General features: G+C 72.1%; 19 protein-coding genes. 6 read left to right on the plus strand and 13 right to left on the minus strand.

The features are described 5' to 3' along the window. Positions 1–9: 9 nt before the first annotated feature. Positions 10–531 carry a transcriptional regulator NrdR gene (gene nrdR / locus J8403_RS13005; protein ID WP_059141612.1) on the minus strand — a complete coding sequence of 174 codons (522 nt, stop codon included), beginning with the start codon at positions 529–531 and terminating at the stop codon, positions 10–12. Positions 532–973: 442 nt separating this feature from the next. Here nrdR and lexA point away from each other — a divergent pair, with 442 nt between their 5' ends. Beyond that, on the plus strand, positions 974–1,777 hold the full coding sequence (gene lexA / locus J8403_RS13010) for a transcriptional repressor LexA (protein ID WP_093465161.1): 804 nt from the start codon (positions 974–976) through the stop codon (positions 1,775–1,777). 170 nt (positions 1,778–1,947) lie between these two features. Here lexA and J8403_RS13015 read toward each other — a convergent pair whose 3' ends face one another. The 4 genes from J8403_RS13015 to J8403_RS13030 all read right to left on the minus strand — a co-directional run bounded on the left by J8403_RS13015 (position 1,948) and on the right by J8403_RS13030 (position 9,314). Then, the gene (locus tag J8403_RS13015) at positions 1,948–3,948 is read right to left on the minus strand and encodes an ATP-dependent DNA helicase (protein ID WP_211123344.1); all 2,001 of its coding nucleotides are present in this window, start codon (positions 3,946–3,948) and stop codon (positions 1,948–1,950) included. A 237-nt stretch (positions 3,949–4,185) separates the two neighbouring features. Then, complete coding sequence (locus J8403_RS13020) at positions 4,186–4,884, minus strand: GNAT family N-acetyltransferase (RefSeq protein ID WP_211123345.1); 699 nt, start codon at positions 4,882–4,884, stop codon at positions 4,186–4,188. Positions 4,885–4,961: 77 nt separating this feature from the next. Then, positions 4,962–6,875 carry an IucA/IucC family protein gene (locus J8403_RS13025; RefSeq protein WP_211123346.1) on the minus strand — a complete coding sequence of 638 codons (1,914 nt, stop codon included), beginning with the start codon at positions 6,873–6,875 and terminating at the stop codon, positions 4,962–4,964. 693 nt (positions 6,876–7,568) lie between these two features. Continuing rightward, complete coding sequence (locus J8403_RS13030; protein ID WP_211128222.1) at positions 7,569–9,314, minus strand: diaminobutyrate--2-oxoglutarate transaminase family protein; 1,746 nt, start codon at positions 9,312–9,314, stop codon at positions 7,569–7,571. 305 nt (positions 9,315–9,619) lie between these two features. Here J8403_RS13030 and J8403_RS13035 point away from each other — a divergent pair, with 305 nt between their 5' ends. Then, complete coding sequence (locus J8403_RS13035; RefSeq protein WP_211123347.1) at positions 9,620–10,789, plus strand: trypsin-like serine peptidase; 1,170 nt, start codon at positions 9,620–9,622, stop codon at positions 10,787–10,789. Positions 10,790–10,904: 115 nt separating this feature from the next. On the opposite strand, the gene hflX is transcribed toward J8403_RS13035, so the two are convergent. The 6 genes from hflX to miaA all read right to left on the minus strand — a co-directional run bounded on the left by hflX (position 10,905) and on the right by miaA (position 19,180). Then, on the minus strand, positions 10,905–12,407 hold the full coding sequence (hflX, locus tag J8403_RS13040) for a GTPase HflX (RefSeq protein ID WP_211123348.1): 1,503 nt from the start codon (positions 12,405–12,407) through the stop codon (positions 10,905–10,907). Positions 12,408–12,527: 120 nt separating this feature from the next. Continuing rightward, positions 12,528–14,108 carry a M1 family metallopeptidase gene (locus J8403_RS13045; RefSeq protein ID WP_246585827.1) on the minus strand — a complete coding sequence of 527 codons (1,581 nt, stop codon included), beginning with the start codon at positions 14,106–14,108 and terminating at the stop codon, positions 12,528–12,530. 85 nt (positions 14,109–14,193) lie between these two features. Next, complete coding sequence (locus J8403_RS13050) at positions 14,194–16,380, minus strand: RelA/SpoT family protein (protein WP_211123349.1); 2,187 nt, start codon at positions 16,378–16,380, stop codon at positions 14,194–14,196. Positions 16,381–16,517: 137 nt separating this feature from the next. Beyond that, the gene (gene dapF / locus J8403_RS13055; RefSeq protein ID WP_211123350.1) at positions 16,518–17,450 is read right to left on the minus strand and encodes a diaminopimelate epimerase; all 933 of its coding nucleotides are present in this window, start codon (positions 17,448–17,450) and stop codon (positions 16,518–16,520) included. Between the two features lie 182 nt (positions 17,451–17,632). After that, positions 17,633–18,133 carry a hypothetical protein gene (locus tag J8403_RS13060; RefSeq protein ID WP_211123351.1) on the minus strand — a complete coding sequence of 167 codons (501 nt, stop codon included), beginning with the start codon at positions 18,131–18,133 and terminating at the stop codon, positions 17,633–17,635. 108 nt (positions 18,134–18,241) lie between these two features. Beyond that, complete coding sequence (gene miaA, locus J8403_RS13065) at positions 18,242–19,180, minus strand: tRNA (adenosine(37)-N6)-dimethylallyltransferase MiaA (RefSeq protein WP_211123352.1); 939 nt, start codon at positions 19,178–19,180, stop codon at positions 18,242–18,244. Positions 19,181–19,400: 220 nt separating this feature from the next. Here miaA and J8403_RS13070 point away from each other — a divergent pair, with 220 nt between their 5' ends. Together J8403_RS13070 and J8403_RS13075 are read left to right on the plus strand one after the other, a co-directional pair. Continuing rightward, positions 19,401–19,625, plus strand: coding sequence for a hypothetical protein (locus J8403_RS13070; protein ID WP_211123353.1), 225 nt, complete (start codon positions 19,401–19,403; stop codon positions 19,623–19,625). Positions 19,626–19,649: 24 nt separating this feature from the next. Beyond that, positions 19,650–19,892, plus strand: a complete 243-nt coding sequence (locus tag J8403_RS13075) for an antitoxin (RefSeq protein WP_093465147.1) — start codon at positions 19,650–19,652, stop codon at positions 19,890–19,892. Between the two features lie 112 nt (positions 19,893–20,004). On the opposite strand, the gene J8403_RS13080 is transcribed toward J8403_RS13075, so the two are convergent. After that, positions 20,005–20,769: a class III extradiol dioxygenase subunit B-like domain-containing protein gene (locus J8403_RS13080; protein WP_211123354.1), complete on the minus strand. Its 765-nt coding sequence runs from the start codon at positions 20,767–20,769 to the stop codon at positions 20,005–20,007. 22 nt (positions 20,770–20,791) lie between these two features. Beyond that, positions 20,792–22,243 carry a tRNA (N6-isopentenyl adenosine(37)-C2)-methylthiotransferase MiaB gene (gene miaB / locus J8403_RS13085; RefSeq protein ID WP_059146766.1) on the minus strand — a complete coding sequence of 484 codons (1,452 nt, stop codon included), beginning with the start codon at positions 22,241–22,243 and terminating at the stop codon, positions 20,792–20,794. A 182-nt stretch (positions 22,244–22,425) separates the two neighbouring features. On the opposite strand from miaB, the gene J8403_RS13090 reads away from it, so the two are divergent. Further along, complete coding sequence (locus tag J8403_RS13090; protein WP_211128224.1) at positions 22,426–23,148, plus strand: IclR family transcriptional regulator; 723 nt, start codon at positions 22,426–22,428, stop codon at positions 23,146–23,148. Positions 23,149–23,216: 68 nt separating this feature from the next. After that, a complete protein-coding gene (locus J8403_RS13095) occupies positions 23,217–24,206 on the plus strand; it encodes a TAXI family TRAP transporter solute-binding subunit (protein ID WP_211123356.1) in 990 nt (329 codons plus the stop codon). The last annotated feature ends 98 nt before the right edge of the window (positions 24,207–24,304 follow it).

The raw sequence follows: 24,304 nt of genomic DNA on the forward strand, positions 1-24,304 counted from the left end.
GGTCGCCGGTCAGTCGGCGGCGACGGCCGGCGCGGGGGCCTCCGCGGCCCCTTCGGCGCCGGACCCGCGGTCGTGCGCGGGAGGCCGTTGCTGGTCACGCAGCTCCGCCACGGCCGCCTCGAAGTCCTCGAGGGAGTCGAAGGCGCGGTAGACGGAGGCGAAGCGGAGGTAGGCGACGAGGTCGAGCTTCTGGAGCGGGCCGAGTATGGCGAGCCCGACGTCATGGGTGGACAGCTCGGCGCTGCCGGTGGCCCGGACCGCCTCCTCCACCTGCTGACCGAGCTTGGCGAGGGCGTCCTCGGTGACCGGACGACCCTGGCACGCCTTGCGCACCCCGGAGATGACCTTGTCGCGACTGAAGGGCTCGGTGACCCCGCTGCGCTTGATCACCATCAGTGACGCGGTCTCCACGGTCGTGAAGCGACGCGAGCAGTCGGGGCACTGGCGGCGCCTGCGGATCGAGCAGCCGTCGTCGGTGGTGCGGCTGTCGACGACACGGCTGTCGGGGTGCCTGCAGAAGGGGCAGTGCATGACTCCGAACCCTCCCTCACCCTCAAGAACGGCGCATGCCTGAACATGCCTGACTAGCCCCGACCGGGCCGGGAGGCCCGCCGGAACGGCCACAAGCATAGGCGAAAACCTTGGCAGCGAATCCACCAGGGACCACAACTTGTGGGTGGCTTGCATCCATCAAACCACTAGATCTGGTGGCTGGCACTCAACCGAGCCGGATGGCGTGTCACGGCTGGGGAGCAGGCACGAGACTACGCGAGTCCCACGCGTCCCGGATTCGCGGGGGTCGGGATGCAAGACTGGGGCCGCCCCCACGGCGACCGGATCAAACGGTCCATACACCTAACCCTGTGATCACGTCAGCCCATCTGCGAAATTTCACTCGAACGTGTGTTTGGCGCAACCTTTCGAAAGCAACTACCGTTGTCCAACTAGGGAGAACATCTCGAGAGGGGCCGTCGTGACCACCACCGCAGAGAGCGCCACCGTTACCGCCCAGGAGCGCTCCCAGAGCCGACTCGAACAGACACACGCGATGAACCAGACCCACCCGATGAACGACGACGCCACGAACCCGGAAGGACAGAAGCCCACGCGCTCGCTACCAGGGCGACCTCCAGGCATCCGGGCGGACAGCTCAGGGCTGACCGACCGGCAGCGGCGCGTCATCGAGGTCATTCGCGACTCTGTGCAGCGGCGTGGCTACCCGCCGTCCATGCGGGAGATCGGCCAGGCGGTGGGCCTCTCCAGCACCTCGTCCGTCGCCCATCAGCTGATGGCTCTGGAGCGGAAGGGCTTTCTGCGACGCGACCCCCACCGGCCCCGGGCCTACGAGGTCCGCGGCTCCGACCAGCCCAGCGCCCAGCCCACGGACACCGCCGGCAAGCCCGCCGCCTCCTATGTGCCGCTGGTCGGCCGGATCGCGGCCGGTGGGCCGATCCTCGCCGAGGAGTCGGTCGAGGATGTTTTCCCGCTCCCCCGGCAGCTGGTCGGCGACGGTGAGCTCTTCGTGCTGAAGGTGGTCGGCGACTCCATGATCGAGGCCGCCATCTGCGACGGGGACTGGGTGACGGTGCGCCGTCAGCCCGTCGCCGAGAACGGTGACATCGTCGCCGCGATGCTCGACGGCGAGGCCACGGTGAAGCGCTTCAAGCGTGAGGACGGCCATGTGTGGCTGCTCCCGCACAACGCGGCCTACCAGCCGATTCCCGGCGACGAGGCCACCATCCTGGGCAAGGTGGTCGCGGTGCTGCGGCGCGTCTGAGCGCACCGGATCGAGGCGCGCCCTGAGCGTGCCCCACGACCGGGCCCCGGGACCACTGCGCCGGTTCCGGGGCCCTGCTGTATGTGGCCGGCATCGGGGCCCCGTCGTATGCGGTGACCATGGCGGCCTTGGGGCGCGACGCCCCGCCAGGCCGCCCGATCCTTGGCCCGCTAGGCCCCCTGGGCCTTGGCCGCCGCATCGATGGCGGCCAGCGAGCGGCGCACCTGGTTGCGGTCGGTCGTGTACCAGAAATCCGGCATGGACTTGCGGAGGAACGAGCCGTAGCGGGCCCGCTCGACCCGCGGATCCAGGACGGCGACAATGCCGCGGTCGTCCGAAGCACGCACGAGCCGGCCAGCGCCCTGGGCCATCAGCAGCGCGGCATGGGTCGCGGCCACGGCCATGAAGCCATTGCCCCCGGCCTCCTCCACCGCCTTCTGGCGGGCACTCATCAGCGGGTCGTCGGGGCGGGGGAAGGGCACCCGGTCCATCACCACCAACTGACAGCTGGGCCCCGGCACATCGACGCCCTGCCAGAGGGACAGCGTGCCGAACAGGCAGGTCCTGGCGTCGGCGGCGAAGGCACGGATCAGCTCGCCCAGCGTCTCCTCGCCCTGGAGGAGGATGGGCGCGTCGAGACGCCCGCGCAGCTCCTCCGCGGCCGCCTGGGCGGCGCGCATGGACGAGAACAGCCCGAGCGTGCGACCGCCCGCGGCCTCGACCAGCTCGGCGAGCTCATCGAGCATATCGGCGCGGCTGCCCTCACGGCCGGGCTGGGCGAGATGCTTGGCGACGTAGAGGATCCCCTGCTTCGAGTAGTCGAAGGGTGAGCCGACATCGAGGCCCTGCCAGCGCGGCGCCGTCTCCTCGCCGCCCTCCGGATCCTGCGGGCTCTCGGGGGCGAGACCGAGTGAGGCCGCCACCCCGTTGAAATCCCCGCCCAGCTTGAGCGTGGCGGAGGTGAGAACGACGGACCGGTCGTCGAACAGCTTCTCGCGCAGCAGCCCCGACACGGAGAGCGGGGCGACCCGCAGCGAGGCGCCGAAGCGGTCGTGCCGCTCGTACCAGACCACGTCGTATTCGGAGCCCTCGACGATCCGCTCGGCCACCTGGTGGATGTTCTCCACGGAGCCCAGCGCCTGCTTACGGATCGCGTCCTCGTCCTTGACCGAGGCGTCCCGCGTGGCGCCCAGCGCCGAGATCACCGTGCGGGCCGCGTCGCGCAGCGCCATCAGCACATAGCCGAGGTCCTCGGGGATCTTCTCGAGACGGCCGGGCAGGGCGAGCTCCATCAGCCGCTCGAAGCCCTCCGAGGCGGTCTGGAGGGCGTCCGCCGCCTGCTCGTTGACCAGCTTCGCGGCGCGCCGCACGGCCCGGTTGACCTGGCCGGGGGTGAGCTCCCCGCTGGCGACGCCGGTGACCCGGGAGACCAGCTCATGGGCCTCGTCGACGATCAGCACCTCATGGCTGGGCAGCACCGGGGCGCCCTCGATGGCGTCGATGGCGAGCAGCGCGTGATTGGTGACGACGACATCGGCGAGCTTGGCCCGCTCACGGGCGGCCTCGGCGAAGCACTCCGCGCCGTAGGCGCATTTGGACGCGCCGAGGCACTCCCGGGAGGTGACCGACACCTGGGACCAGGCGCGGTCCGAGACACCGGGGCTCAGATTGTCCCGATCGCCCGTCTCGGTCTCGTCCGACCAGTCGCGCAACCGCAGCAGGTCCTTGCCGAGCTTGCTGGTGGGCGTGGCGGCCTCGAACGGGTCGAAGAGGCCGGCTTCATCGGCGTCCTCCTGCGGAACGCCCTCGTGGAGCCGGTGCAGACACAGATAGTTGGAGCGGCCCTTGAGCATGGCGAACTCGGGGCGGCGGCGCAGCAGCGGGTGCAGGGCCTCCACGGTGCGGGGCAGGTCTCGCTCGACGAGCTGCCGCTGCAGGGCGAGGGTCGCCGTGGCGACGACGACGCGCTCGCCGTGCGCGAGGGCGGGCACCAGATAGCCGAGGGACTTCCCGGTGCCGGTGCCGGCCTGAACCAGCAGGTGGGAGCTGTCGTCGATCGCCTCCGCCACGGCTTGGGCCATGGCGGTCTGACCAGGGCGCTCGGTGCCGCCGACGGTGGTGACGGCGGCGTGCAGCAGATCGGCGAGTGGAGGCGAGGACGATTCAGTCATAGGGCTGCCAGCCTACGGGGCGGCACCGACATCACTCCCGTCGGTGTGGTCGGTGACGGACGGTTTCGGCAAGCGCGCGGCTCGGGCAATTCCCCGCTTCCTGGGACGGACGCCCCCGCCTTCGTGGGACGGCCGTCCTCGCTTGATGGGAACCGGGACCGGGCGAGCGGTGTATCAACAGTGAAAGCTCGCATCGAAGCAGGCACATCACCGGGGGGCACGGATGGTCGCGGAGATTCACAGGACGTGCCGCAGAGCACGGTCGCGCAGCATCAGCGCGGCGCGTTTGCCGGGGAGTTCGACTTCGGCGGAGAAGCGGAATCCGGCGCCGAGGAAGGCGGCGACGGAGGGGGTGTTGCGAAGATCCGGTTCGGCCACGACCCGGGTGCAGGACGGACGGTGCTCGAGGACCAGATCGGCGGCCGCGCGGAGCAGGATCGTCCCCAGGCCACGGCCACGATCGCCGACCCGGCCGATGAGCAGGTGGATACCCGTGTCGTGCGGCCGGGCCGGGTAGTACCGCGCGAGCGGGTCCAGATCGGCGCGGTACACCTCCCAATAGCTCATCGGGGCGCCGTCCAGGACGCCCAGACAGGGCACGCTGCGGCCGTCGCCGTCGAGCTGGTCCCCGAGGTGGCTCGCGGTGGTCTCGTCGGGGCCGTCGAGCTCCCAGAAGGCGGCGACGGAGGGGTCGTTCATCCATTGGGCGATGAGTCGCAGATCGCGCCCGATGCGGACCGGGACGAGCTGGAAGGTGCCCAGCGGGGTGCTGGTCGGTCGCCATTCGACGATGTGGTCGAGCAGATCCGCCCGGCTGTCGGCCTCCCGTCCGGTGGCGTCCAGATCGATGAGTCGTGCGATGTCCTCTTCCTGGCGCAGCCGCATGTCGATGGTGTCGTCGGTGCTGGAGCTCGTACTGGAGTCGGTGTGCGGCACGGCGACGCTCTCCTCTCGGGGGTCTCGGCACGTCGTGAGGGACGTGAGGGTGAGGGGCGTGATCGCGGGTCGCGGAGTCAGGCCATGGGGGTGACAGCTGGCATGCCGGAAGGAGAGACGGACGTGATGAGGGGGTTGGCGATGGTCACATAGACGGACTGGGTGTCCACCGGTCCCACGAGTTCGTCCAGGCCGCGCAGCCGCGTGAGCAGATTGGCCTTGCAGCGCAGGGTGGGCGTCTCCAGGAGCCGGGCGGGAAGCGGTGAGCGGGTTCTGCCGGGGCCGGACGCGGCCTCGGTGAGAAAGCGGCGGAACGCGGCCAGCAGGACGCGCTCGTCGACGAGTCGCTGGGACCCGAAGGCGCCGATCATTCCGAGGACGTTGTTGACACCCAGGTAGTAGGCGAACCGCTCGTCGGTGACCTCATCGGGGACGAAGGTGTCGCTGCGGCCGCCGATACCGGGCAGCCGGTGCTGGAGTTCGGCGTGCCGGGACGCGCGGAAGTAGTAGCCCTGGTTGTCCCGGTAGCGGCCGCCGATCGGCCAGCCGTCGGGATCCAGCAGCACCAGGGTGTTCTGCTGATGCGCCTCGAGCGCGATGCCGGCTTCTCCGTCCAGCCAGAGCACGGGGCGTACGACCGTGTGCAGATAGCGCAGGAACCACTCCGCGCCGACGGCCGCGGTGGAACGGCCGGTGCGAGCGGCGAGCCGGGCGACGAGGTGGGCCAGCCGGGAACGCATCACCGGCTGTCCGCGCCAGGGGCGCAGCGCGAGGAGTCCGGCGACGCAGACGGCGTCGTCGCCGGGACCGAACGGGTTGTGCCGGATGACGACGTCGAGGCCGGTCACGGGTTCGCCATCCGGTCCGTCGACGGCGAGCCAGGCCGGGTCCCGGACGATGTCGAAGCCCGGGAATCCGGGGAAGGCCGCCCGCCACTGCTCGGCCAGTCCGCTGCGGAGCAGCCGGTGCACCTCGACACCGCGGCGGAGTTCCTTACGGAGGTTCTCACGACGGGAGTTGGTGATCCGCAGAGCGAGGGAGAGTTTCAGCATGGCAGGAGCGCCGGGCCGGTAGACGGTGCGGACCGAGGAGGTGGGGTGCCAGTGTCCGCCGGACGGCCCGAGGTCGTGCAACAGGCCGGAGTCGAAAAGCGCGGCGGCGTCCGGACGGTGCCGGATCTCGCGGGCCTGCCAGGGATGCAGCGGCAAGGGCACGGTCCCGTCGGGCAGTTGGAGGCCGTTGCCCGCCAGGGAGAGGGCGAGCCGCTCGGCGGGCACGGTCCGGCCGCGCTCCGTCCAGGCCGACTCGCAGGCCAGCACGGACCGGGCGACCGCGATCCAGTGAAGAGGGAAGGAGCCACGCGATTCCGGTGAGCAGACGGTGGATTCGCTGTCGGAGAGCCCCTCGCGGCTCTTCGGCGTGGGATGCAGGGGGTGACCGAAGAGGAGGGACTGTTCCGCATTGAGAAACGGGGTGCTCGTGCCGGGATCGCCGGGCGCCGCCCGGCGGTGGGCGAGGAAGAGGGCGGTGCGTCGCACGGAGTCCGCGACACGGCCGACGAGTTCGGTGGCGTCCGCGTCGGGGTCGTCCCGCCGTGCGCTGTACGCCGCCTCGCGGGTGAGCAGGGCCGCGAGGGTGACCGCCCCGACGGCGGGCGCGTCATGGGGGCCGTGTTCCAGCAGCGGCGGGCCGAAGCGGTGCAAGCCGGTGGGGGACCAATAGCGCACGGGGACGAGGAGGACGGTTCCGCTGGCAGCGAGGGGGATGCGCAGGGTGTCCCCGTCGGGGCGCGCGAGGCCGCTCTCGCGTACCCAGCAGCGCAGCAGGTTCTCGACTCCCGCGCCGTCGGCCGCGATCTGCGGGTCGGGGTCGTCGAGCGGATCCACACCGAGCACAGGGGCACGGTCGGCGGGCGCGTCATGGCTGTCGCGGTCCTGCCGGGGAACGACCGTCGAGGGGAAGGGCGGCCCCTGGGCGGGCAGTTGCGGCATGGGCAGCTCCTCCGCGGGCCCTGGGACGGAGGGCTGGGGTGCTCTCGCTCCCGCGCTCGCTTCCGTCCCGCCGACGAGCGGAGCCCTGGCGGGCGCCACCGCCAGGGGCAGTGGCTCCTCCGCGAGGGGTGGCGGCTCCTCCGCGAGGGGTGGCAGCACCGGGGCGAGGGGTGGCAGCTGCGGCGCCTGTGATGGCGGCACCGCCGCCGGGGGAAGTGGCCCTGCCATCGGGGGTGATGGCTCCGCCGCCGGGGGTGGCGCTGCCGCCGAGGGTGCTGGTACTGCCGCCAGGGGGAGCGGTACCGCAGCGAGCGGTGGTGACGGTGCTGGGGGTGGCGGCGGTGCTGGGGGCTCCGCCTGGTCTCCGGCGGCCGTCATGGCGGTGGACGGTGCCCTGACCGTCGAGACCGCCGCGGGTGGGGCGGGCGGAGCGGGTGGTCTGGTCGTCCCGGCCGGGGGAGGCGCTGTGTGAGGCGGATGCGGGAGGGGCAGCGGCGGGGGGCCGGGGTGGGCGGAGTCGCTGGAGTCGGTCAGGGCGCCGGGCACGGGCTGCGGTCGGGGAGACACGGGGGCTCCCCCGGGGGTGTGCGGCATGATGGGTGCGGCGCGGGCATCACGGCGTTCACGTCCTGGGCCCGGCGCCTGCCTCCTTCGGTGGTGCGATGGCGGTGCGGTCGTACGGTGCGGGGCACGTCAGTGGCGGTTTCCGGTGAACGGTGGGGCGAATGGGTCGGCGGCGGGCGGGACTTCACCGGAGCGGGAGCGGGTTCCGGAGGTGCGGATCGCCGCGTCCAGGGCGTCGGCGAGCCGGTCCAGAACGGCCTCTGTCTGCTCGTCGGTGATGGTGAGCGGAGGGAGGAGGCGGATCACCGCGTCGTGGCGTCCGCCGAGTTCGACGATGAGCCCGCGCCGTAGGCACTCCTGCTGTACCGCCGCCGCGAGCGCGGGATCGGCCGACGGAGCCGTCGTACGCGTGACACCGGCGTACGACACTCCCCCGCCCAGGACTTGGCGCGCATCCCCGCTCAGGGCTCCGCGCGTGCCCTCGCCCTCGGCGCCCGTCAGCCAGGCCCCTTCACACGGGGGCACTTCGCCCGGAGCCACCGCCCTCCGGGATGCTCCGTACGGGGTTGTGCCGCCCGAGGTCCCCTCCCAGTCGGCGTCGGCGACGGGCCCAACTCGCGCTGCGGGCCCGACCCGAGCTGGAGATCCGGCCTGCCCGGCCTCCGCCATGGTCCCGGCCTCCGCCATGGTTCTGGCTTCCGTCACGGCCCCCGTCTCGGCGATGCCTCCCGCCTTCGCGGTGGGTCCAGCCTCCGGGGCGACCAGTTCCAGGCCGATCATGAGGCCGCGGCCGCGTACCTCGCCGATCTGCGGGCGTCCGGCGGCAAATCGGCGCAGCCGCTCCAGCATTCGCCGGCCGACGACCGCCGCCCGCTGGGCGAGGTGGTTCTCCCGGACATACGCGAGGGTGGCCGTGCCCGCGGCCATCGCCAGCTGGTTGCCGCGGAAGGTGCCCGCGTGGGCGCCGGGGGGCCAGGCGTCCAGCTCCTCCCGGTAGACGACGACGGCCAACGGCAGGCCCCCGCCGATGGCCTTCGACAGCACCATCACATCGGGCACCACTCCGCTGTGGTCGACCGCCCAGAAGGCCCCGGTGCGCCCGACGCCGGTCTGTACCTCGTCCGCGATGAGCGGGATGGAGCGGGCCGCGGTGATCTCGCGCATCCGGAGCAGCCAGCCGTCCGGTGCCGGGATCACGCCGCCCTCGCCCTGCACGGGTTCGAGGATCATCCCGGCCGGGTCGGGCACCCCGCCCTTCGGGTCGTCGAGCAGGTTCTCGGCCCAGCGCGCGGAGAGTTCGGCACCGCGCTCCCCGCCGGCCCCGAACGGGCAGCGGTAGTCATACGGAAAGGGCAGCCGGGTCACACTAGCCGCGGGGGCGCCGCCGGAGGCGGCCAGCGCACCGGCCGTCATGCCGTGATAGGCCCCGGTGAAGGCGAGCAGGCCGTCGCGCCCCGTGGCGATCCGCACCAGCTTGAGAGCGGCCTCGACCGCGTCCGTGCCCGCCGGTCCGCAGAACTGCACCCGCGCGCCGGCGGCGAGTCCGGGCGGCAGGGTGGCGAACAGCTCGTCCGTGAAGGCGTCCTTGACCGGGGTGGCCAAGTCCAGGACCTGCAGCGGCGCTTCCGAGTCCAGAACGGCCCGGATCGCTTCCAGCACCACCGGGTGGTTGTGCCCCAGGGCCAGCGCCCCGGCCCCGGAGAGGCAGTCGAGATAGCGGCGGCCGTCGGCCCCTTCGATCGTCATTCCCCGGGCGCGCACGGGGACGATGGGCAGCGCCCGGGCATAGGTGCGGGCAGCCGACTCACGCAGCGCCTGGCGCCGCAGAATCCCCTGGGTGGCGCCGCCGTCGTCGGAGACGGCGGACAGGGCCATCGGCGGGAGCTGGGTCACGGCCACGAGTCTCGGTCCTCCTGCTGCTGAACACCCTCCGGCTGTCCCCCGTACGTACCAACGACGCGTGGGGCTCTGGATCACGGGCTTGGCGAAGATCCTTGCGGCCGGGGGGCCAAGATCCTTGCGGCCGGGGGCGAAGATCCTTACGGCCGGGAACCAAGGACCCGCTCGCAGCCGTCGTAGGCGGCACCGGCATAGTGGGATTCCACCCCATTGCCGGGGCGGTGCATGACAATTCCACATAGGCCGTAGAGCAGATCAGTACCTCAGGGGGAGTTCCGCCCATGCCATCCTCACGCCGACCCGCACTGGCCGTGGCCGCCATAGCCTCGGTTCTGGCGCTCACCGCCACCGCGTGCGATTCCTCGGACGACAACACCGACGCCCGGCCGACCGCGTCGGAACAGGGCGTGGACGACATCAAGCTGCCCGACAACCTCAACGACAAGTTGAAGAACCTCGGCATCGATCTGGACCAGTGGAAGAACGGTGCCTGGAACAAGTGGGACCGGGACGACTGGCTCCGCGAGGCCGGTGACTTCATCAACCCGATCATCAAGGGGCTGTGGAAGCCGGACCGGATGCGCGACGCGCAGGAGCCCGACAAGCCGGTCGACGACAGCGACATCGCGGACGACCAGGGTGTGACCGACCCCGATCCGCAGCCTGTCCCGGCCAAGGAGGTCACCAGCCCGTACAGCTCCAAGGTCCCCTACGCGGGCAAGGTGTTCTTCGACGGCCCCGAGGGTTCGATGGTCTGCTCCGCGACCGTGGTCGAGGACCCGGCGCACCCCGGCAAGTCCAACCTGGTGTGGACCGCGGGCCACTGCGTCCACGCGGGCAAGGGCGGCGGCTGGTACAAGAACCTGATGTTCGTCCCCTCCTACAACGACGCGGGCAAGTCGCAGGCGGAGCTGGAGAACGCCACCAAGGAGGAGCTGGCTCCCAAGGGCGTCTGGTGGGCCGACTGGGCGCAGACCTCCTCGCAGTGGATCGACCGGGGCGCGGCGGTGGGCGGCAAGGGTGCTCCGTACGACTTCGCGGTGATGCATGTGAAGCCGGAGGTCAGCGGCGGCAAGTCGCTCGAGGAGATGGTGGGCGGCGCGCTGCCGGTCGACTTCAACGCCCCGGCGGTGAAGTCCATCGACGAGATCACGGCCACTGGCTACCCGGCCGCCCCGCCGTTCGACGGCCAGAAGATGAACCAGTGCGCGGACAAGCCGGGCCGGCTCTCCCTGGACGCCAAGCAGCCCACGATGTACCGCATCGGCTGCACCATGACCGCGGGTTCCTCCGGCGGTGGCTGGGTCGCCGAGGGCTCGGACGGCAAGCCCTCGCTGGTGTCCAACACCTCGATCGGCCCGTCCAACGCGACCTGGCTGGCGGGCCCGCACCTGGGCCCCGAGGCGAAGGGCGTCTACAACGCGGTCAGCAAGAAGTTCGCGAGCCAGTGACCGGCTGAGCCGGTAGCCGTCCGGCACCACACGACGCAGGGCCCGCCCCCGGAAGTCCGGGGGCGGGCCCTGCGTCGTATGCCTGTCGTGCCTTCGCCGTGTGTGCCGGTCGTGGCTAGTGCTGTCCGGCGGCCGCGGCCGGTACGAAACGCCGCAGCTCCGCCGCGAGCTCCTCGTGCACCCGCGCCTTGAGCAGCGTGCCCTCGGGGGTGTGCTCCTCGGAGAGAACCTCACCCTCGGCATGGGTGCGCGCGACCAGCTTGCCGTCGGTGTACGGCAGCAGGACCTCGATCTCGACCTGGGGCCGGGGCAGCTCCTCGTCGATCACCGCGAGCAGCTCGTCGATGCCCTGCCCGCTGCGGGCCGACACCGCCATGGCGCGCCGCTCCAGGCGCAGCAGCCGCTGCACCACCAGCGGATCGGCCAGATCCGCCTTGTTGATCACGACGATCTCGGGCACGTCGACCGCGCCCACATCGCGGATCACCTCGCGCACGGCGGCCAGCTGCTCCTCCGGCGCCGGATGCGAGCCGTCCACCACATGGACGATCAGATCGGCGTCGCCGACCTCCTCCATCGTGGAGCGGAACGCCTCCACCAGGTGGTGCGGCAGGTGCCGGACGAACCCGACGGTGTCCGCCAGTGTGTAGAGCCGCCCGCTGGGGGTCTCGGCCCGGCGCACGGTCGGGTCGAGGGTGGCGAACAGTGCGTTCTCCACCAGGACGCCCGCGCCGGTGAGCCGGTTGAGCAGCGAGGACTTGCCCGCGTTGGTGTATCCGGCGATGGCGACGGAGGGGACCTTGTGGCGCCGGCGCTCCTGCCGCTTGATGTCGCGGCCGGTCTTCATCTCGGCGATCTCGCGGCGCATCTTCGCCATCTTCTCGCGGATGCGGCGCCGGTCCGTCTCGATCTTGGTCTCACCGGGACCACGGGTGGCCATACCGCCGCCCGAGGATCCGGAGCCACCGCCACCCATCTGCCGGGACAGCGACTGACCCCAGCCTCGCAGCCGCGGCAGCATGTACTGCATCTGGGCGAGGGAGACCTGCGCCTTGCCCTCTCGGGACTTGGCGTGCTGGGCGAAGATGTCGAGGATCAGGGCGGTCCGGTCGACCACCTTGACCTTGACGACGTCCTCGAGGTGGATCAGCTGGCCGGGGCTCAGCTCACCGTCGCAGACCACGGTGTCGGCACCGGACTCGACCACGATGTCGCGCAGTTCCTCGGCCTTGCCGGAGCCGATGTAGGTGGCGGGGTCCGGCTTGTTGCGCCGCTGGATCACGCCGTCGAGCACCAGGGCGCCGGCGGTCTCGGCGAGCGCGGCCAGCTCCGCCAGGGAGTTCTCCGCGTCCTGCGCCGTGCCGGAGGTCCATACGCCGACCAGCACCACGCGCTCCAGGCGCAGCTGCCGGTACTCGACCTCGGTGATGTCCTCGAGCTCGGTGGACAGGCCCACCACGCGCCGCAGCGCGGCACGGTCGGAGCGGTCGTACTGGTCGCCGTCACGCTCCTCGTCGATCTCGTGACTCCAGGCGACGTCCTCTTCCATCAGGGCGTCGGCCCGAAGGCTCTCGGCGGGTCGCTGCCGGTCCTGCGGAAGGGAAGAGGAGTGGGTCAAAGGAATCCTTACGTCGTGGAATACCGTCACTGTCGACAACGCGTGGCGGGCCCGCGGGATTCCCCGCCGGGGCCGGCCGCGACGCCGACCCCTTGATGGTCGCACGCGGCGGCCGGGCCGTCACCCTGGTTTCACGGCCCATGGCACCGCGTAACGCACCGCGTGCCGCCCCGCCCGGGCGCCCGGCAGGGCAGCGCCCTTCGTGCTCTCCTTCGCCGTCGGCCGCCAGTCGGCGTGTCCCGGCATCGGCGGCGTCTTCTCGCCGTACAGCCAGGGACGGAGGAATCCGCTCAGGTCACGCCCCGCCACCTGGGAGGCCAGCCGGATGAAGTCGGCGGTCGAGGCCACTCCGTCGCGGTGGCGGAGCACCCATTCCCGCTCCAGCCGGTCGAAGGCGGCCCGGCCGATCCGCTGCCGCAGTGCGTACAGCACCAGCGCGCTGCCGTCGTAGACGACCGGGCGGAAGATGCCGATCTGCTGACCGGAGTCGGCCGGTTTGGGGGCCGCGGGCGGCCCGCCCTCGGCCCGCCAGGCGTCGGACTGCTCGTACGCCTTGCGCATCCGCCGCTCCAGGCTCGCCTTACCGCGCTCATCGGCGTACAGCGCCTCGTACCAGGTGGCGTGGCCCTCGTTGAGCCAGAGATCGGACCAGCGGCGCGGGCTGACGCTGTCGCCGAACCACTGGTGCGCCAGCTCGTGCACCATGATCGATTCGATGTACCACCGCGGCAGCTCCTCGCTGGTGAACAGATCGCGCTCGAAGAGGGAGAGCGTCTGGGTCTCCAGCTCGAAGCCGGTGGTGGCGTGGGCGATCAGGACGCCGTAGTTCTCGAAGGGGTAGCGCCCGGCCTTCTTCTCCATCCAGGCCAGCTGTCCGGGAGTGCGCGCGAGCCATTTCTCCAGCCGTGCGCGGTCCGCCGCGGGTACGACGTCGCGCACCGGCAGCCCATGGGGCCCGGTGCGGCGCGGCACGGCGGAGCGGCCGATGGAGATCTGCGCCAGCTCGGTGGCCATGGGATGGGCGAGGTGGTACGTCCAGATGGTCCGCGATCCCTTGCGGACGCGCAGTCCGGGAAGACCGCCCGCGACGACCGTAAGGCTCTTCGGAGCGGTGATCCGGAAGGTGAAGCGGGCCTTGTCGGCGGGGTGGTCGTTGCAGGGGAAGACCCGGTGGGCGGCGTTGGCCTGGTTGGCCATGACCAGCCCGTCGCCGGTGCGGACCCAGCCGCCGCTGGTGTCGCCCCGCGGATCGCTGGTGTGGTGGACGGTGACCCGGAAGGCGGCGCCCTTACGGAGCGGGGCGGACGGCGTGACCACCAGGTCCTCACCAGCCGTCACGAACCGGGCCCGCGCTCCGTCGACCCGCACCGAGTCCACGACGCCCTGGGCGAAGTCGAGGTTGACGGTGCGCAGGGGGGCGGTGGTGTGGGCGTCGATGGTGGTGACGGCGTCGAGCGGCCGGTCCTGGCGGCGGTAGTCGAACGCGATGTCGTACGCCGTGACGTCGTACCCGGGGTTGCCGAGCTCCGGGAAGAGGGGGTCGCCGATGCCCAGCGGCCCGGGGTGCGTGGACGATACCGGCCCCGCGGCGGAGGAGGGCCCGACCGCGAGGAAGACGGCGGCCATGGCCGCGGCCACCAGCGCGGTCCTGCGGCGTCCGGTGCGCGGCGGCCAGGGGCGGCGCCCCGAAGAAAACGTCATGCCCTACGGCTACCAGCGCCCCGACCCCGGCGCAGTCGCTCCCGGCTTTGATCCACCCGAAGGAGTTCAGACGGCCCGACGGCGCTCAGGAGCGCGCCGCGGCCATGCTGCGGCCCTCGCGTGTCACGTCGTAGACCCCGGGGACGTTCCGCATGGCCCGCATCAGCGTCGGCAGCCTGCCCGCGTCGGGCAGCTGGAGCGTGTAGGTGTGCCGGACCCGCTGCTCACGGGGTGGTTCGACGGCGGCCGCGACCACCTCCGCGCCCTCGGCGGCGATGGCCTCGGTGAGATCCGCGAGCAGATGCGGTCTGCTGAACGCCTCCGCGAAGAGGGTCACGCGATAGTCGCCGCCCCCGTCCCCGTCGTCCTCGTCCGCCCAGCGCACCCCGACGGCCGTGCGCCCGGCCGCGATCATCCGCGCCACCCCGGGGCACCGCTCGCGGTGCACGGTGACGGCCCCGCCGCGGACCGCGAAGCCGGTGACCGCGTCGGGCGGCACGGGGGTGCAGCAGCGGGCGAGCCGTACGGTCGCGCCGGGCCGGTCGACGACGATGCCCGCCGCGGGGCGGACCGTCCCGGCCGCGGGGATGGCGGTCTCGCCGCCCTGCGAGCCCTGCGCGTCCTGGCCGGAGAGGGCGGAGGCGGAGTCCGCCTCCGGCTCCGGGGACTCGTGCTGCGCGGGCTGCGGCGCCGGGTGGGCGGCCAGCCAGCGGTTGATGGCGATGCGGGCGGCCGGGGTGCGGGCGTGGTCGAGCCACTCCGGCGAGGGGCCGTGTGAGGCGGCGTCCCGGCTGTCGCCGGCCATCAGCAGCTGCAGGGTGTCGCCGTCGCGCAGCACCGTGCTCAGGGTCGCGATCCGGCCGTTGACCCGGGCGCCGATACAGGAGTGGGCGTCCTCGCCGTACAGGGCGTACGCGGCGTCCACACAGCTGGCGCCCGCGGGCAGGCCGAGCGTTCCGCCGTCGGAGCGGAAGACCGTGATCTCCCGGTCCTGGGCGAGGTCGTCGCGGAGCGAGGTCCAGAAGAGGTCGGGGTCCGGGGTGGCGCTCTGCCAGTCGAGCAGCCGGGACAGCCAGCCGGGTCGGGTCGGGTCGGCCCGCTCGCCCTCGGGAGCGTCGGCGCCCTCCGTCGGGGTGTACGGATTGCCGAGGGCGATCACTCCGGCCTCCGCGACCCGGTGCATCTGGTGGGTGCGGATGAGGACCTCGGTGACCTCGCCGTCGTGCCCGGCCACGGCCGTGTGCAGCGACTGGTAGAGGTTGAACTTGGGGACCGCGATGAAGTCCTTGAACTCCGAGATCACCGGGGTGAAGCAGGTGTGCAGTTCGCCCAGGACCGCGTAGCAGTCCGCGTCGTCGGAGACGAGGACGAGGAGGCGGCCGAGATCGGTGCCGGTCAGCTCGCCGCGCTTGATCCCGACCCGGTGGACGGAGACGAAGTGCCGTGGCCGGACCAGGACTTCGGCGGTGATGCCCGCCTCGTGCAGCACGCCCCGGACGTCCTCGGCGGCGCGGGCCAGCGGGTCGGGGCGCCCGGCGTGGGCCTGGAGGAGCTCGCGGGTGTGCGCGTACTCCTCGGGGTGGAGGATGGCGAAGACCAGGTCCTCCAGCTCGGTCTTGAGCGCCTGCACCCCGAGCCGCTCGGCGAGCGGGATCAGCACATCGCGGGTGACCTTGGCGATGCGCACCTGTTTCTCGGGGCGCATCACGCCGAGGGTGCGCATGTTGTGCAGCCGGTCGGCCAGTTTGATCGACATCACCCGGACGTCGTTGCCCGTGGCGACGAGCATCTTGCGGAAGGTCTCGGGCTCGGCCGCCGCGCCGTAGTCGACCTTCTCCAACTTGGTGACGCCGTCGACGAGATAGCGGACCTCCTCGCCGAACTCCTCCCCCACCTGATCGAGGGTCACCTCGGTGTCCTCGACGGTGTCGTGGAGCAGCGAGGCGGTCAACGTGGTGGTCTCGGCGCCCAGTTCGGCGAGGATCAGCGTGACGGCCAGCGGATGGGTGATGTACGGCTCACCGCTCTTGCGCATCTGGCCGCGGTGGGAGGACTCGGCCAGGACATACGCCTTGCGGAGTACGTCCAGATCGGCTCCGGGATGGTGTGCGCGATGGACCTTGGCCACATGCTCGATCGCGTCCGGCAGCCGGCCGCGGGAGGCCGGTCCCAGCAGGGCCGCCCGGCTGAACCTGCGGAGATTGCGCAGGTCGATGCGGGGGAGGCCGCGCCTGCGGCCGAACGGGGCCTGGTCGGTGGCCTCTGCGCTCATGGGCAACCTCCGGCGGCGTCGAGCGTCAACCGGCGTGGGTACTCCCCCGGGGCCGGTGCTTGATGCTATCGAGCCCATCACGCACGGCCGACCGGCTCTCGCCCAGAGTGAAACGGATCACCCATTCGAGGGAACTGTCAGCCGAGGTCCGTGCCCAGCCAAACGGGATCCAGTTCCCCCTCGGCCACGATCACGGCAGGGCCGGTCATCTCCACCGTACCGTCCGGCCGTTCACTGATCACAAGGCGCCCTCCGGGGACGTCCACGGTGTAGGTGACGGGGTGGCCTGTGACCGCCGGGTCGGCCCCGTCACGGCGCGCCGCGGCCACCATCACGGCGCAGGCGCCGGTGCCGCAGGAGCGGGTCTCACCGGAGCCGCGCTCGTGCACGCGCATCGCGACATGACGCGGGCCGCGGTCGACGACGAACTCGACATTGGTGCCGTGGGGGTACGCGGAGGCGGGGCGCACGGCGGGGGCCGCGAGCAGATCACCGGCCTGGGCGAGATCGTCGACGAAGGCGACCGCGTGCGGGTTGCCCATGTTCACATTGCGCGCGGGCCAGCTGCGCTCACCCACCGTGACCGTGATCTCCGCCTCGGGGCCGGGCCCGGGCAGCGTGGCCTCGCCCATCACCACGGTGATCGGGCCGTCGGCCCCGGCCGTGGCGTCGCCCGGCCGCGCGGCGTCACCGGCGTCCTTGGCGATGTGGACCCGGCGCACCCCGGCCCGGGTGGCGACCGCGAGATCGCCCGCCTCGGCGAGACCGGCCCGCTGCAGATACCGGGCGAAGACGCGGACCCCGTTGCCGCACATCTCGGCGATGCTGCCGTCGCTGTTGCGGTAGTCCATGAACCACTCGGCCTGATCGGCCATGGCCCGCGCCTCGGGGTGGGCCGAGGACCGCACGACGCGGATCAGCCCGTCACCGCCGATACCGGCGCGCCGGTCGCAGATCCGGGCGACGGCCGCCGCGGACAGCTCCAGGCTGCCGTCCAGGTCGGGGACGATGACGAAGTCGTTCTCGGTGCCGTGACCCTTGAGGAAGGACAGCCGTGGTGCGGTGCTCATCCCTCGATCCTACGGGGGACCGCGTGCGCCGTCCCGCCGTGCCCGGCCCGTCCGCGCCGGGCGGGCCGCAGAGCCGCGACGAGCGCACCACCACGAGGCGCCGAGACGGGCGCCGTGGGCCGCGAGGATCCGTGTCGGGCACCGTGGGCGCCGTGAGGCCGCGAGGATGCGCCGGAGGGGGCCTAGCGGAGGCGGGCCACCCGCCAGAAAGTGAGGGCCGCCAGCAGGGCCACGATCGCCACGTAGAGGACGACGAAGCGCCAGTCCGGGCGGCGTCCGGAGCCTCTGGGAGGAAGGCCCGGCCAGGTGTAGCCCACCCGGCGGGCGGCCATCAGGCCCCAGCCCGCCGCGCAGCAGCTCAGCAGCAGGCCGAGCATGGCCACGACCGCCCCTCCGTCGCCGAACTCGAAGGCGAGCGGGAAGGCGAACATCAGCGAGCCGAGGATGGCGAGGCCGACGATCGGCGCGATCTGCCAGATCCGCAGCCGGCGCGGTGGGCGCAGCTCCCGGAAGGACTCCCCGGAGACGGCTCCCGCGCCGTCCGGGTCCTCGGAGCCGTCCTCGAGGACCGGTGCGCCGGTGTCGTGGAGCGCTCCTCCGGCCTCATCGGGGCCGTCGGGGGTCAGCGACCCCGCGTCTCCGTCTGGCGATTGCTGCGATGCGTCGCGAGGGCCGGCCTCCATCGCCACACGCCCTCCCAACTCCAGACACCACGGCACGATCGGAGCTTGATGATGGCATGCCCGCCGGGGCCCGAATGACGAGCTGAGCGTCCCGATGCCATGACGTGATCAGGCTGTGACCGCCCGTTCAACCAACGCGAGCGCGCTCGCCAGGAGTTCCCCTCTGCGGTCGGCGGCTCCGCTGAGCCAGTGGACGCGGGGATCGCGGCGGAACCAGGAATCCTGGCGGCGCGCGAACCGCTTGGTGGCGCGCACGGTTTCGGCCCTCGCCTCCTCCTCGGTGCACTCCTCCGCAAGCGCGGCGAGCACTTGCTGATAGCCGAGGGCGCGGGAGGCGGTGCGGCCGGAGCGCAGCCCGGCGGCCTCCAGCAGACGGACCTCCTCGACCAGCCCGGCGTCCCACATCCGGTCCACCCGCAGGGCGATCCGTTCGTCCAGCTCGGGCCGCTCGACGTCGACGCCGATCTGGAGCGTGTCGTAGACCGCCTCGTGTCCGGGCAGATTGGCGGTGAAGGGGCGGCCGGTGATCTCGATGACCTCCAGCGCCCGGACCACCCTGCGGCCGTTGCTGGGCAGGATGGCGCGCGCCGCCTCGGGGTCGGCGGCGGCGAGCCGGGCGTGCAGGACCCCGGAGCCCCGCTCCTCCAGCTCGGCCTCGAGCCGGGCCCGGACCGCGGGGTCGGTGCCCGGGAACTCCAGCGCGTCGATGGCCCCGCGGATGTAGAGGCCGGATCCGCCGACCAGGATGGGGGTGCGGCCCTCGTCGAGCAGGCGGTCCATCTCGGCCCGGGCCAGCCGCTGGTACTCGGCGACGCTCGCGGTCTGGGTGACGTCCCAGATGTCCAGCAGCCGGTGTGGCACCCCCTGTCGCTCGTCCTCCGTCAGCTTGGCGGTGCCGATGTCCATGCCCCGGTACAGCTGCATGGAGTCGGCGTTGACGATCTCGCCGTCGAGATGTCTGGCGAGCGCGACGCCCAGATCGGACTTTCCGGCCGCGGTGGGGCCGACGACGGCGATGACTCGCGGCGGATGGCCTGCAGTATTCACCGGGCCAGTCTCGCAAACGCCGGGGGCCTCCTCGAATGAGCGACGTGACGGGACACCGAAGGGTTCGTTGCCCGCTTGCCGTGGTTCCAGGGGCCCGTTCGGCTCATCGGCCTCCGCGCGCGGCGCGAGGGAACGCTCCGAGCGGGACGGGATTTCGCCCGCACGAGTAAGGTATGGAGTAGGTATGGGCGTATTTTCCAGGTTTCGTCGCGATCGTCATGTGCCGAAGGAGGCGAGCCGCTCGTCCGAGAAGGCACCGTCCGCACAGGACCCCCAGGTCACGGCCGACGCCATGACGGCGGAGGCCGCGTCCGGGACCGGCGACGGGGCTGAAACCGCGCGGAGCGGGAAGGAGAGCCCGGCGGGTGAAGGCGCCGGGATCCCCAGTCAGCAGTCCGCGGCCGAGGCGGCCGTCGGCGAGACCGGTGAGAGCGCCCGCACATAGGCAGCCGACGAGGGTAGGTGGCACATGGGCCTGATGGACAATCTCAAGGCCAAGGCCGGTCAGATGAAGGGCAAGGCCGGCAGCCTTGCGCAGCAGCACGAGGCCAGGATCGAGCGCGGCCTGGAGAAGGCGGCCAAGACGGTCGACACCAGGACCAAGGGCAAGTACAGCGCCAAGATCGAGACTGGCAGGGGCAAGGCGAAGGGCGCTCTCAACCGCCTTTCGCACATGGAAGAGGACAAGCCCAAGCGCAAGCGCGACGAATAAGGCCGGCCAGGCCAGGACGGCGCCCAAGTCGGGGGCGGGCGACGCCGGGCCCAGACCGGCCGGCCCCGCCGGTACGCGGCCGTGGAGCGGATGCTCCACGGCCGCGAGCGGGCTAGGACGACCAGCTCGCCACGAAATACCCCACGCCGTACGGCGCTTCGTCATACCGCAACTCCCCCTTCAGGGGCGCCCCCTCGGCCGCCCCCGCGAGCACCTGCAGCGGCGCGCGGCCCGCCGCCTTGAGTTCGTACGCCAACTCCTCGTCGAGCGCGGCCAGCGCCCCGGTGTCGGCGGCCGCCAGCGCCCGCGCCACCTCGGCGTCGAACGGGGCCGCCCGTTCGTCGAGATAGCCCGGCGCCTTCAGCGTGCGGCATGCGGTGCCGTCGCCCATCACCAGCAACGCCATCCGCTCCGCCCGCCCGGCGAGCTCCCTTCCAACTTCAATACACCGCTCGGCCGCGAGAGGTTCCCCCACACCCAGCCCCTCGACGGGCACCGCCGGGTCCCACCCCGCGTGCTCCAGCAACCAGGCGGCGACCGCCAGCGACAGTGGCAGCGACGGCGGCAGCGAGGGCGAGGGGTCCTGCCCCGCGGCATCGTCGCCGCCGGCCGCCCCGTCCCCCGCCGGCGCGGCCAGCCGTACATCCACCTCGACACCGAAGCCGCGGAACGATCCGGCCGCGCCCTGCGCATGCGGTCCGCGCCCATCACGCTCGGCGGGTCCCACCACGATCAGGCGCTCCGGACGCGCCGCCGCGAGGGCGCGGACGGCCTCGGCGCATGCCGCGCGCAGCCCGTCCAGCTCGGGAGCGGCTCCGGCGGCGACCTCGGGCACCAGCAGTGGCGGACACGGGCAGACGGCGGCGGCGATCAGCATGATCGTCAGCCTAGCCGGGCGCTCAGTCGCAGCCGCAGCCCGCGGCGGGCGCGGCCGGCAGCGACGGCGGGGCGCCCACCGTCGGCAGGCCCAGCATCACGCCCGCGGGCTTCTTCTCCCCGGGTGCGTTCCGCCGCTCCCAGGCGTCTCCGGCGCGGGTGCGCCGCACGCCGCGGGCCGGGCCCTCGGCGAGCAGATGGTGCGGGGCGGCGTAGGTGATGTCGACGGTGACGACGTCGCCGGGGCGCACCGGCTCCTCGGGGCGCGCGAAGTGCACCAGGCGGTTGTCGGCGGCGCGGCCGGACAGCCGCCGCGTGGCGTCGTCCTTACGGCCTTCGCCCTCGGCGACCAGCACCTCCAGCGTGCGGCCGACCTGCTTCTTGTTCTCCTCCCAGGAGATCTCCTCCTGGAGGGCGACCAGCCGCTCATAGCGCTCCTGGACGACCGCCTTGGGCACCTGGCCGTCCATCTCGGCGGCGGGCGTCCCGGGTCGCTTGGAGTACTGGAAGGTGAACGCCTGCGCGAAGCGCGCCTCGCGCACCACGTGCAGCGTCTGCTCGAAGTCCTCCTCCGTCTCACCGGGGAAGCCGACGATGATGTCGGTCGAGATGGCGGCGTCCGGCATCGCGGCGCGCACCTTCTCGATGATGCCGAGGTAGCGCTCCTGCCGGTACGAGCGGCGCATCGCCTTGAGCACGGTGTCCGAGCCGGACTGCAGCGGCATGTGCAGCTGCGGCATCACGTTCTCCGTCTCCGCCATGGCGGAGATCACGTCGTCGGTGAAGTCGCGCGGATGCGGCGAGGTGAACCGGACCCGCTCCAGGCCCTCGACCTTCCCGCAGGCGCGCAGCAGCTTGCTGAACGCCTCGCGGTCGCCGATGTCGGAGCCGTACGCGTTCACGTTCTGGCCGAGCAGGGTGATCTCGGTGACGCCCTCGGCGACCAGGGTCTCCACTTCGGCGAGGATGTCGCCGGGGCGGCGGTCCTTCTCCTTGCCGCGCAGCGCCGGGACGATGCAGAAGGTGCAGGTGTTGTTGCAGCCCACCGAGATCGAGACCCATGCGGCGTACGCGGACTCGCGCCGCGTCGGAAGGGTTGAGGGGAAGGCTTCCAGGGACTCGGCGATCTCGACCTGGGCCTCCTCCTGGACGCGGGCGCGCTCCAGCAGCACCGGCAGACTGCCGATGTTGTGGGTGCCGAAGACCACATCGACCCAGGGGGCCTTCTTGACGATGGTGTCGCGGTCCTTCTGGGCCAGACAGCCGCCGACGGCGATCTGCATGCCCGGCCGCCGCGCCTTCATCGGTGCGAGCCGGCCGAGGTTGCCGTAGAGGCGGTTGTCGGCGTTCTCCCGCACCGCGCAGGTATTGAAGACGACGATGTCGGCTTCGCCCTCGCCGGTGCCCTCGGGAGCGCGGACGAAGCCCGCCTCCTCCAGCAGGCCCGAGAGCCGCTCGGAGTCGTGGACATTCATCTGGCACCCGTAGGTGCGGATCTCGTAGCTCTTGGGTGCTTGAACGTCCACTGCCGGGCTCCGGTCGCTGCTGATGGTCACGCATCAAGGGTAGGCGCTCATAGAAGCCCCCCTGCCTGGCGGTGGTCCGGGCGCCCCTCGGCACACTACGTTCCATGACACGGAACAGTTCCCAGGGCAATATGCTCGACAAGGCAGTGGCGGTCCTCGACTGCTTCCGGCCCGACGGCGGCGCGTTCCGTCTCACAGAACTGTCCGCACGTACGGGGCTGGCCAAGACCACCGTGTTCCGGCTCTGCGCCGATCTGGTCCGTCTCGGCCTGCTCGAACGGGACGCCGAGACCTACCGGCTCGGTGGCGCCCTGTTCGAGCTGGGCTCGCTCGTCCCGCGCCGACGCGATCTGCGGGAGGCCGCGCTGCCGTTTCTGCAGGACCTCTTCGAGGCCACTCACGAGACCGTGCACCTCGGGGTGCGCGAGGGCCGCGAGGTGGTCTATGTCGAGCGCATCCACGGCCACGACGCCCTTCGGCTGCCGTCCCGCATCGGCGGTCGGCTGCCCCTGACCTGCACGGGCGTCGGTAAGGCGCTTCTGGCGTTCTCGGGCTCCGAGCTGGTCGAGGAGGTCCTGGCCGCGTCCCTGCCCCGTCTCACCCCCCATTCGATCGTCGACCCGGACCGGCTGCGCACGGCCATCGAGCAGGCTCAGGTCGCGGGTCTGGCCTATGAGGAGGAAGAGGCGGCTTCGGGGGTCAGCTGCATCGCCGCTCCCGTCTTCGACGGACCGACGGCGGTGGCGGCGCTGTCGGTGGCCGTACCCCGCGGCCGCTTCCGGCCCGCGCAGCTGGCCCCGGCCGTCCGGACCGCCGCCCTGGGGCTGTCCAGGGCCCTGCGGTCCGGCACGTGACCGGGTGCCCGGCGGGATCCGCGGCTCGCCCCTCCCCTCCCGGGAGCGGGGCTGGCAGGATCCTCGCCATGGCCGTCACCCTTCCGCGCCTGGACCGGCGCCGTGCCCTGCAGTCCGCCGCCGCGGGCCTCGTCGCCCTGGGGCTGCTGCTGTGGTGGCTGCTGACCGTGGGCGGCGGCCCCTCGCCCAGCGGCCGGGCGACCTTCGCGACCGGGGTCTCCACCGGGGTTTACGACACCTATGGCCGGATGCTCGAACGGGACCTCGCCCGGGACCTCCCGGATGTCGATGTGCGGCTGGAACAGACCAGGGGATCCCCGGACAACGTCCAACGGCTGGCCCGGGGCAAGGCCACCTTCGCCATCGCCGCCACCGACGCCGTCGCCGCCTACCAGGGCGAGGGCGCGGGGCGGCTGCGGGCCTGCGCCCGGCTGTACGACGACTACATGCAGCTGGTCGTGCCGAGGGGCTCCTCCGTGCGATCGGCCCGCGACCTGAAGAATTTGCGGGTGGGCGTGGGCGACGACGGCTCGGGCGTGCAGCTGATCACCCGGGCGCTGATCAAGGCCGCCGGGCTCGACTTCAACCGGGACATCCGGGCCGAGCGGGTCGGCATCGACGCCATGCCGAGGCTGCTGCGGCAGGGCAAGCTCGACGCCTTCTTCTGGTCGGGCGGACTGCCGACCACCGCGGTGCGCACCCTGGCCCACGCCTACCCGATCCGGCTCGTCCAGCTCGGCGACCTCACCGGCCCGCTGCACCGGCAGGGCGGGGTGACGCGCTACTACCGGGCGGCCACCGTGCCCGCCGACGCCTACGAGGAGATACGCAGGCCGGAGCCGGTCAAGACGATCGCCGTACCGAACCTTCTGGTCACCACGGACCGGGTGGACCCCGATCTGGCGGAGGGCGTCACCCGCACGGTGATAGAGAACCGGGACCGCATCGGGGCGAAGGTGCACGCCGCACAGAAGGTGGACCTGCGGACCGCCGTCTTCACCGATCCGCTCGCCCTCCACCAGGGCGCGGCGCGCTATTACCGCTCGGTCAAGCCGTAGCCGGTACTACGCCCGAGGTCGGCCGAAACCGCCGACCTGCCGCACGTCCTCGCCGGTGTGGCCGTCGGTGCCGTCCACCGCGCAAGGAAAGGGCTGTG

The sequence above is a fragment of the Streptomyces yatensis genome, from assembly GCF_018069625.1.
GTDB lineage: Bacteria > Actinomycetota > Actinomycetes > Streptomycetales > Streptomycetaceae > Streptomyces > Streptomyces yatensis.

What these genes read in the sequence shown, in the direction of transcription:
- J8403_RS13095 (WP_211123356.1), top strand. Translation starts at nt 23,217, where the DNA reads ATGGCCGTCACCCTTCCGCGCCTGGACCGGCGCCGTGCCCTGCAGTCC.
- J8403_RS13075 (WP_093465147.1), top strand. Translation starts at nt 19,650, where the DNA reads ATGGGCCTGATGGACAATCTCAAGGCCAAGGCCGGTCAGATGAAGGGC.
- J8403_RS13050 (WP_211123349.1), bottom strand. Translation starts at nt 16,380, where the DNA reads ATGAGCGCAGAGGCCACCGACCAGGCCCCGTTCGGCCGCAGGCGCGGC.
- J8403_RS13045 (WP_246585827.1), bottom strand. Translation starts at nt 14,108, where the DNA reads ATGACGTTTTCTTCGGGGCGCCGCCCCTGGCCGCCGCGCACCGGACGC.
- J8403_RS13035 (WP_211123347.1), top strand. Translation starts at nt 9,620, where the DNA reads ATGCCATCCTCACGCCGACCCGCACTGGCCGTGGCCGCCATAGCCTCG.
- J8403_RS13090 (WP_211128224.1), top strand. Translation starts at nt 22,426, where the DNA reads ATGCTCGACAAGGCAGTGGCGGTCCTCGACTGCTTCCGGCCCGACGGC.
- J8403_RS13030 (WP_211128222.1), bottom strand. Translation starts at nt 9,314, where the DNA reads ATGGCCCTGTCCGCCGTCTCCGACGACGGCGGCGCCACCCAGGGGATT.
- nrdR (WP_059141612.1), bottom strand. Translation starts at nt 531, where the DNA reads ATGCACTGCCCCTTCTGCAGGCACCCCGACAGCCGTGTCGTCGACAGC.
- J8403_RS13080 (WP_211123354.1), bottom strand. Translation starts at nt 20,769, where the DNA reads ATGCTGATCGCCGCCGCCGTCTGCCCGTGTCCGCCACTGCTGGTGCCC.
- J8403_RS13015 (WP_211123344.1), bottom strand. Translation starts at nt 3,948, where the DNA reads ATGACTGAATCGTCCTCGCCTCCACTCGCCGATCTGCTGCACGCCGCC.
- J8403_RS13025 (WP_211123346.1), bottom strand. Translation starts at nt 6,875, where the DNA reads ATGCCGCAACTGCCCGCCCAGGGGCCGCCCTTCCCCTCGACGGTCGTT.
- J8403_RS13060 (WP_211123351.1), bottom strand. Translation starts at nt 18,133, where the DNA reads ATGGAGGCCGGCCCTCGCGACGCATCGCAGCAATCGCCAGACGGAGAC.
- miaB (WP_059146766.1), bottom strand. Translation starts at nt 22,243, where the DNA reads ATGAATGTCCACGACTCCGAGCGGCTCTCGGGCCTGCTGGAGGAGGCG.
- dapF (WP_211123350.1), bottom strand. Translation starts at nt 17,450, where the DNA reads ATGAGCACCGCACCACGGCTGTCCTTCCTCAAGGGTCACGGCACCGAG.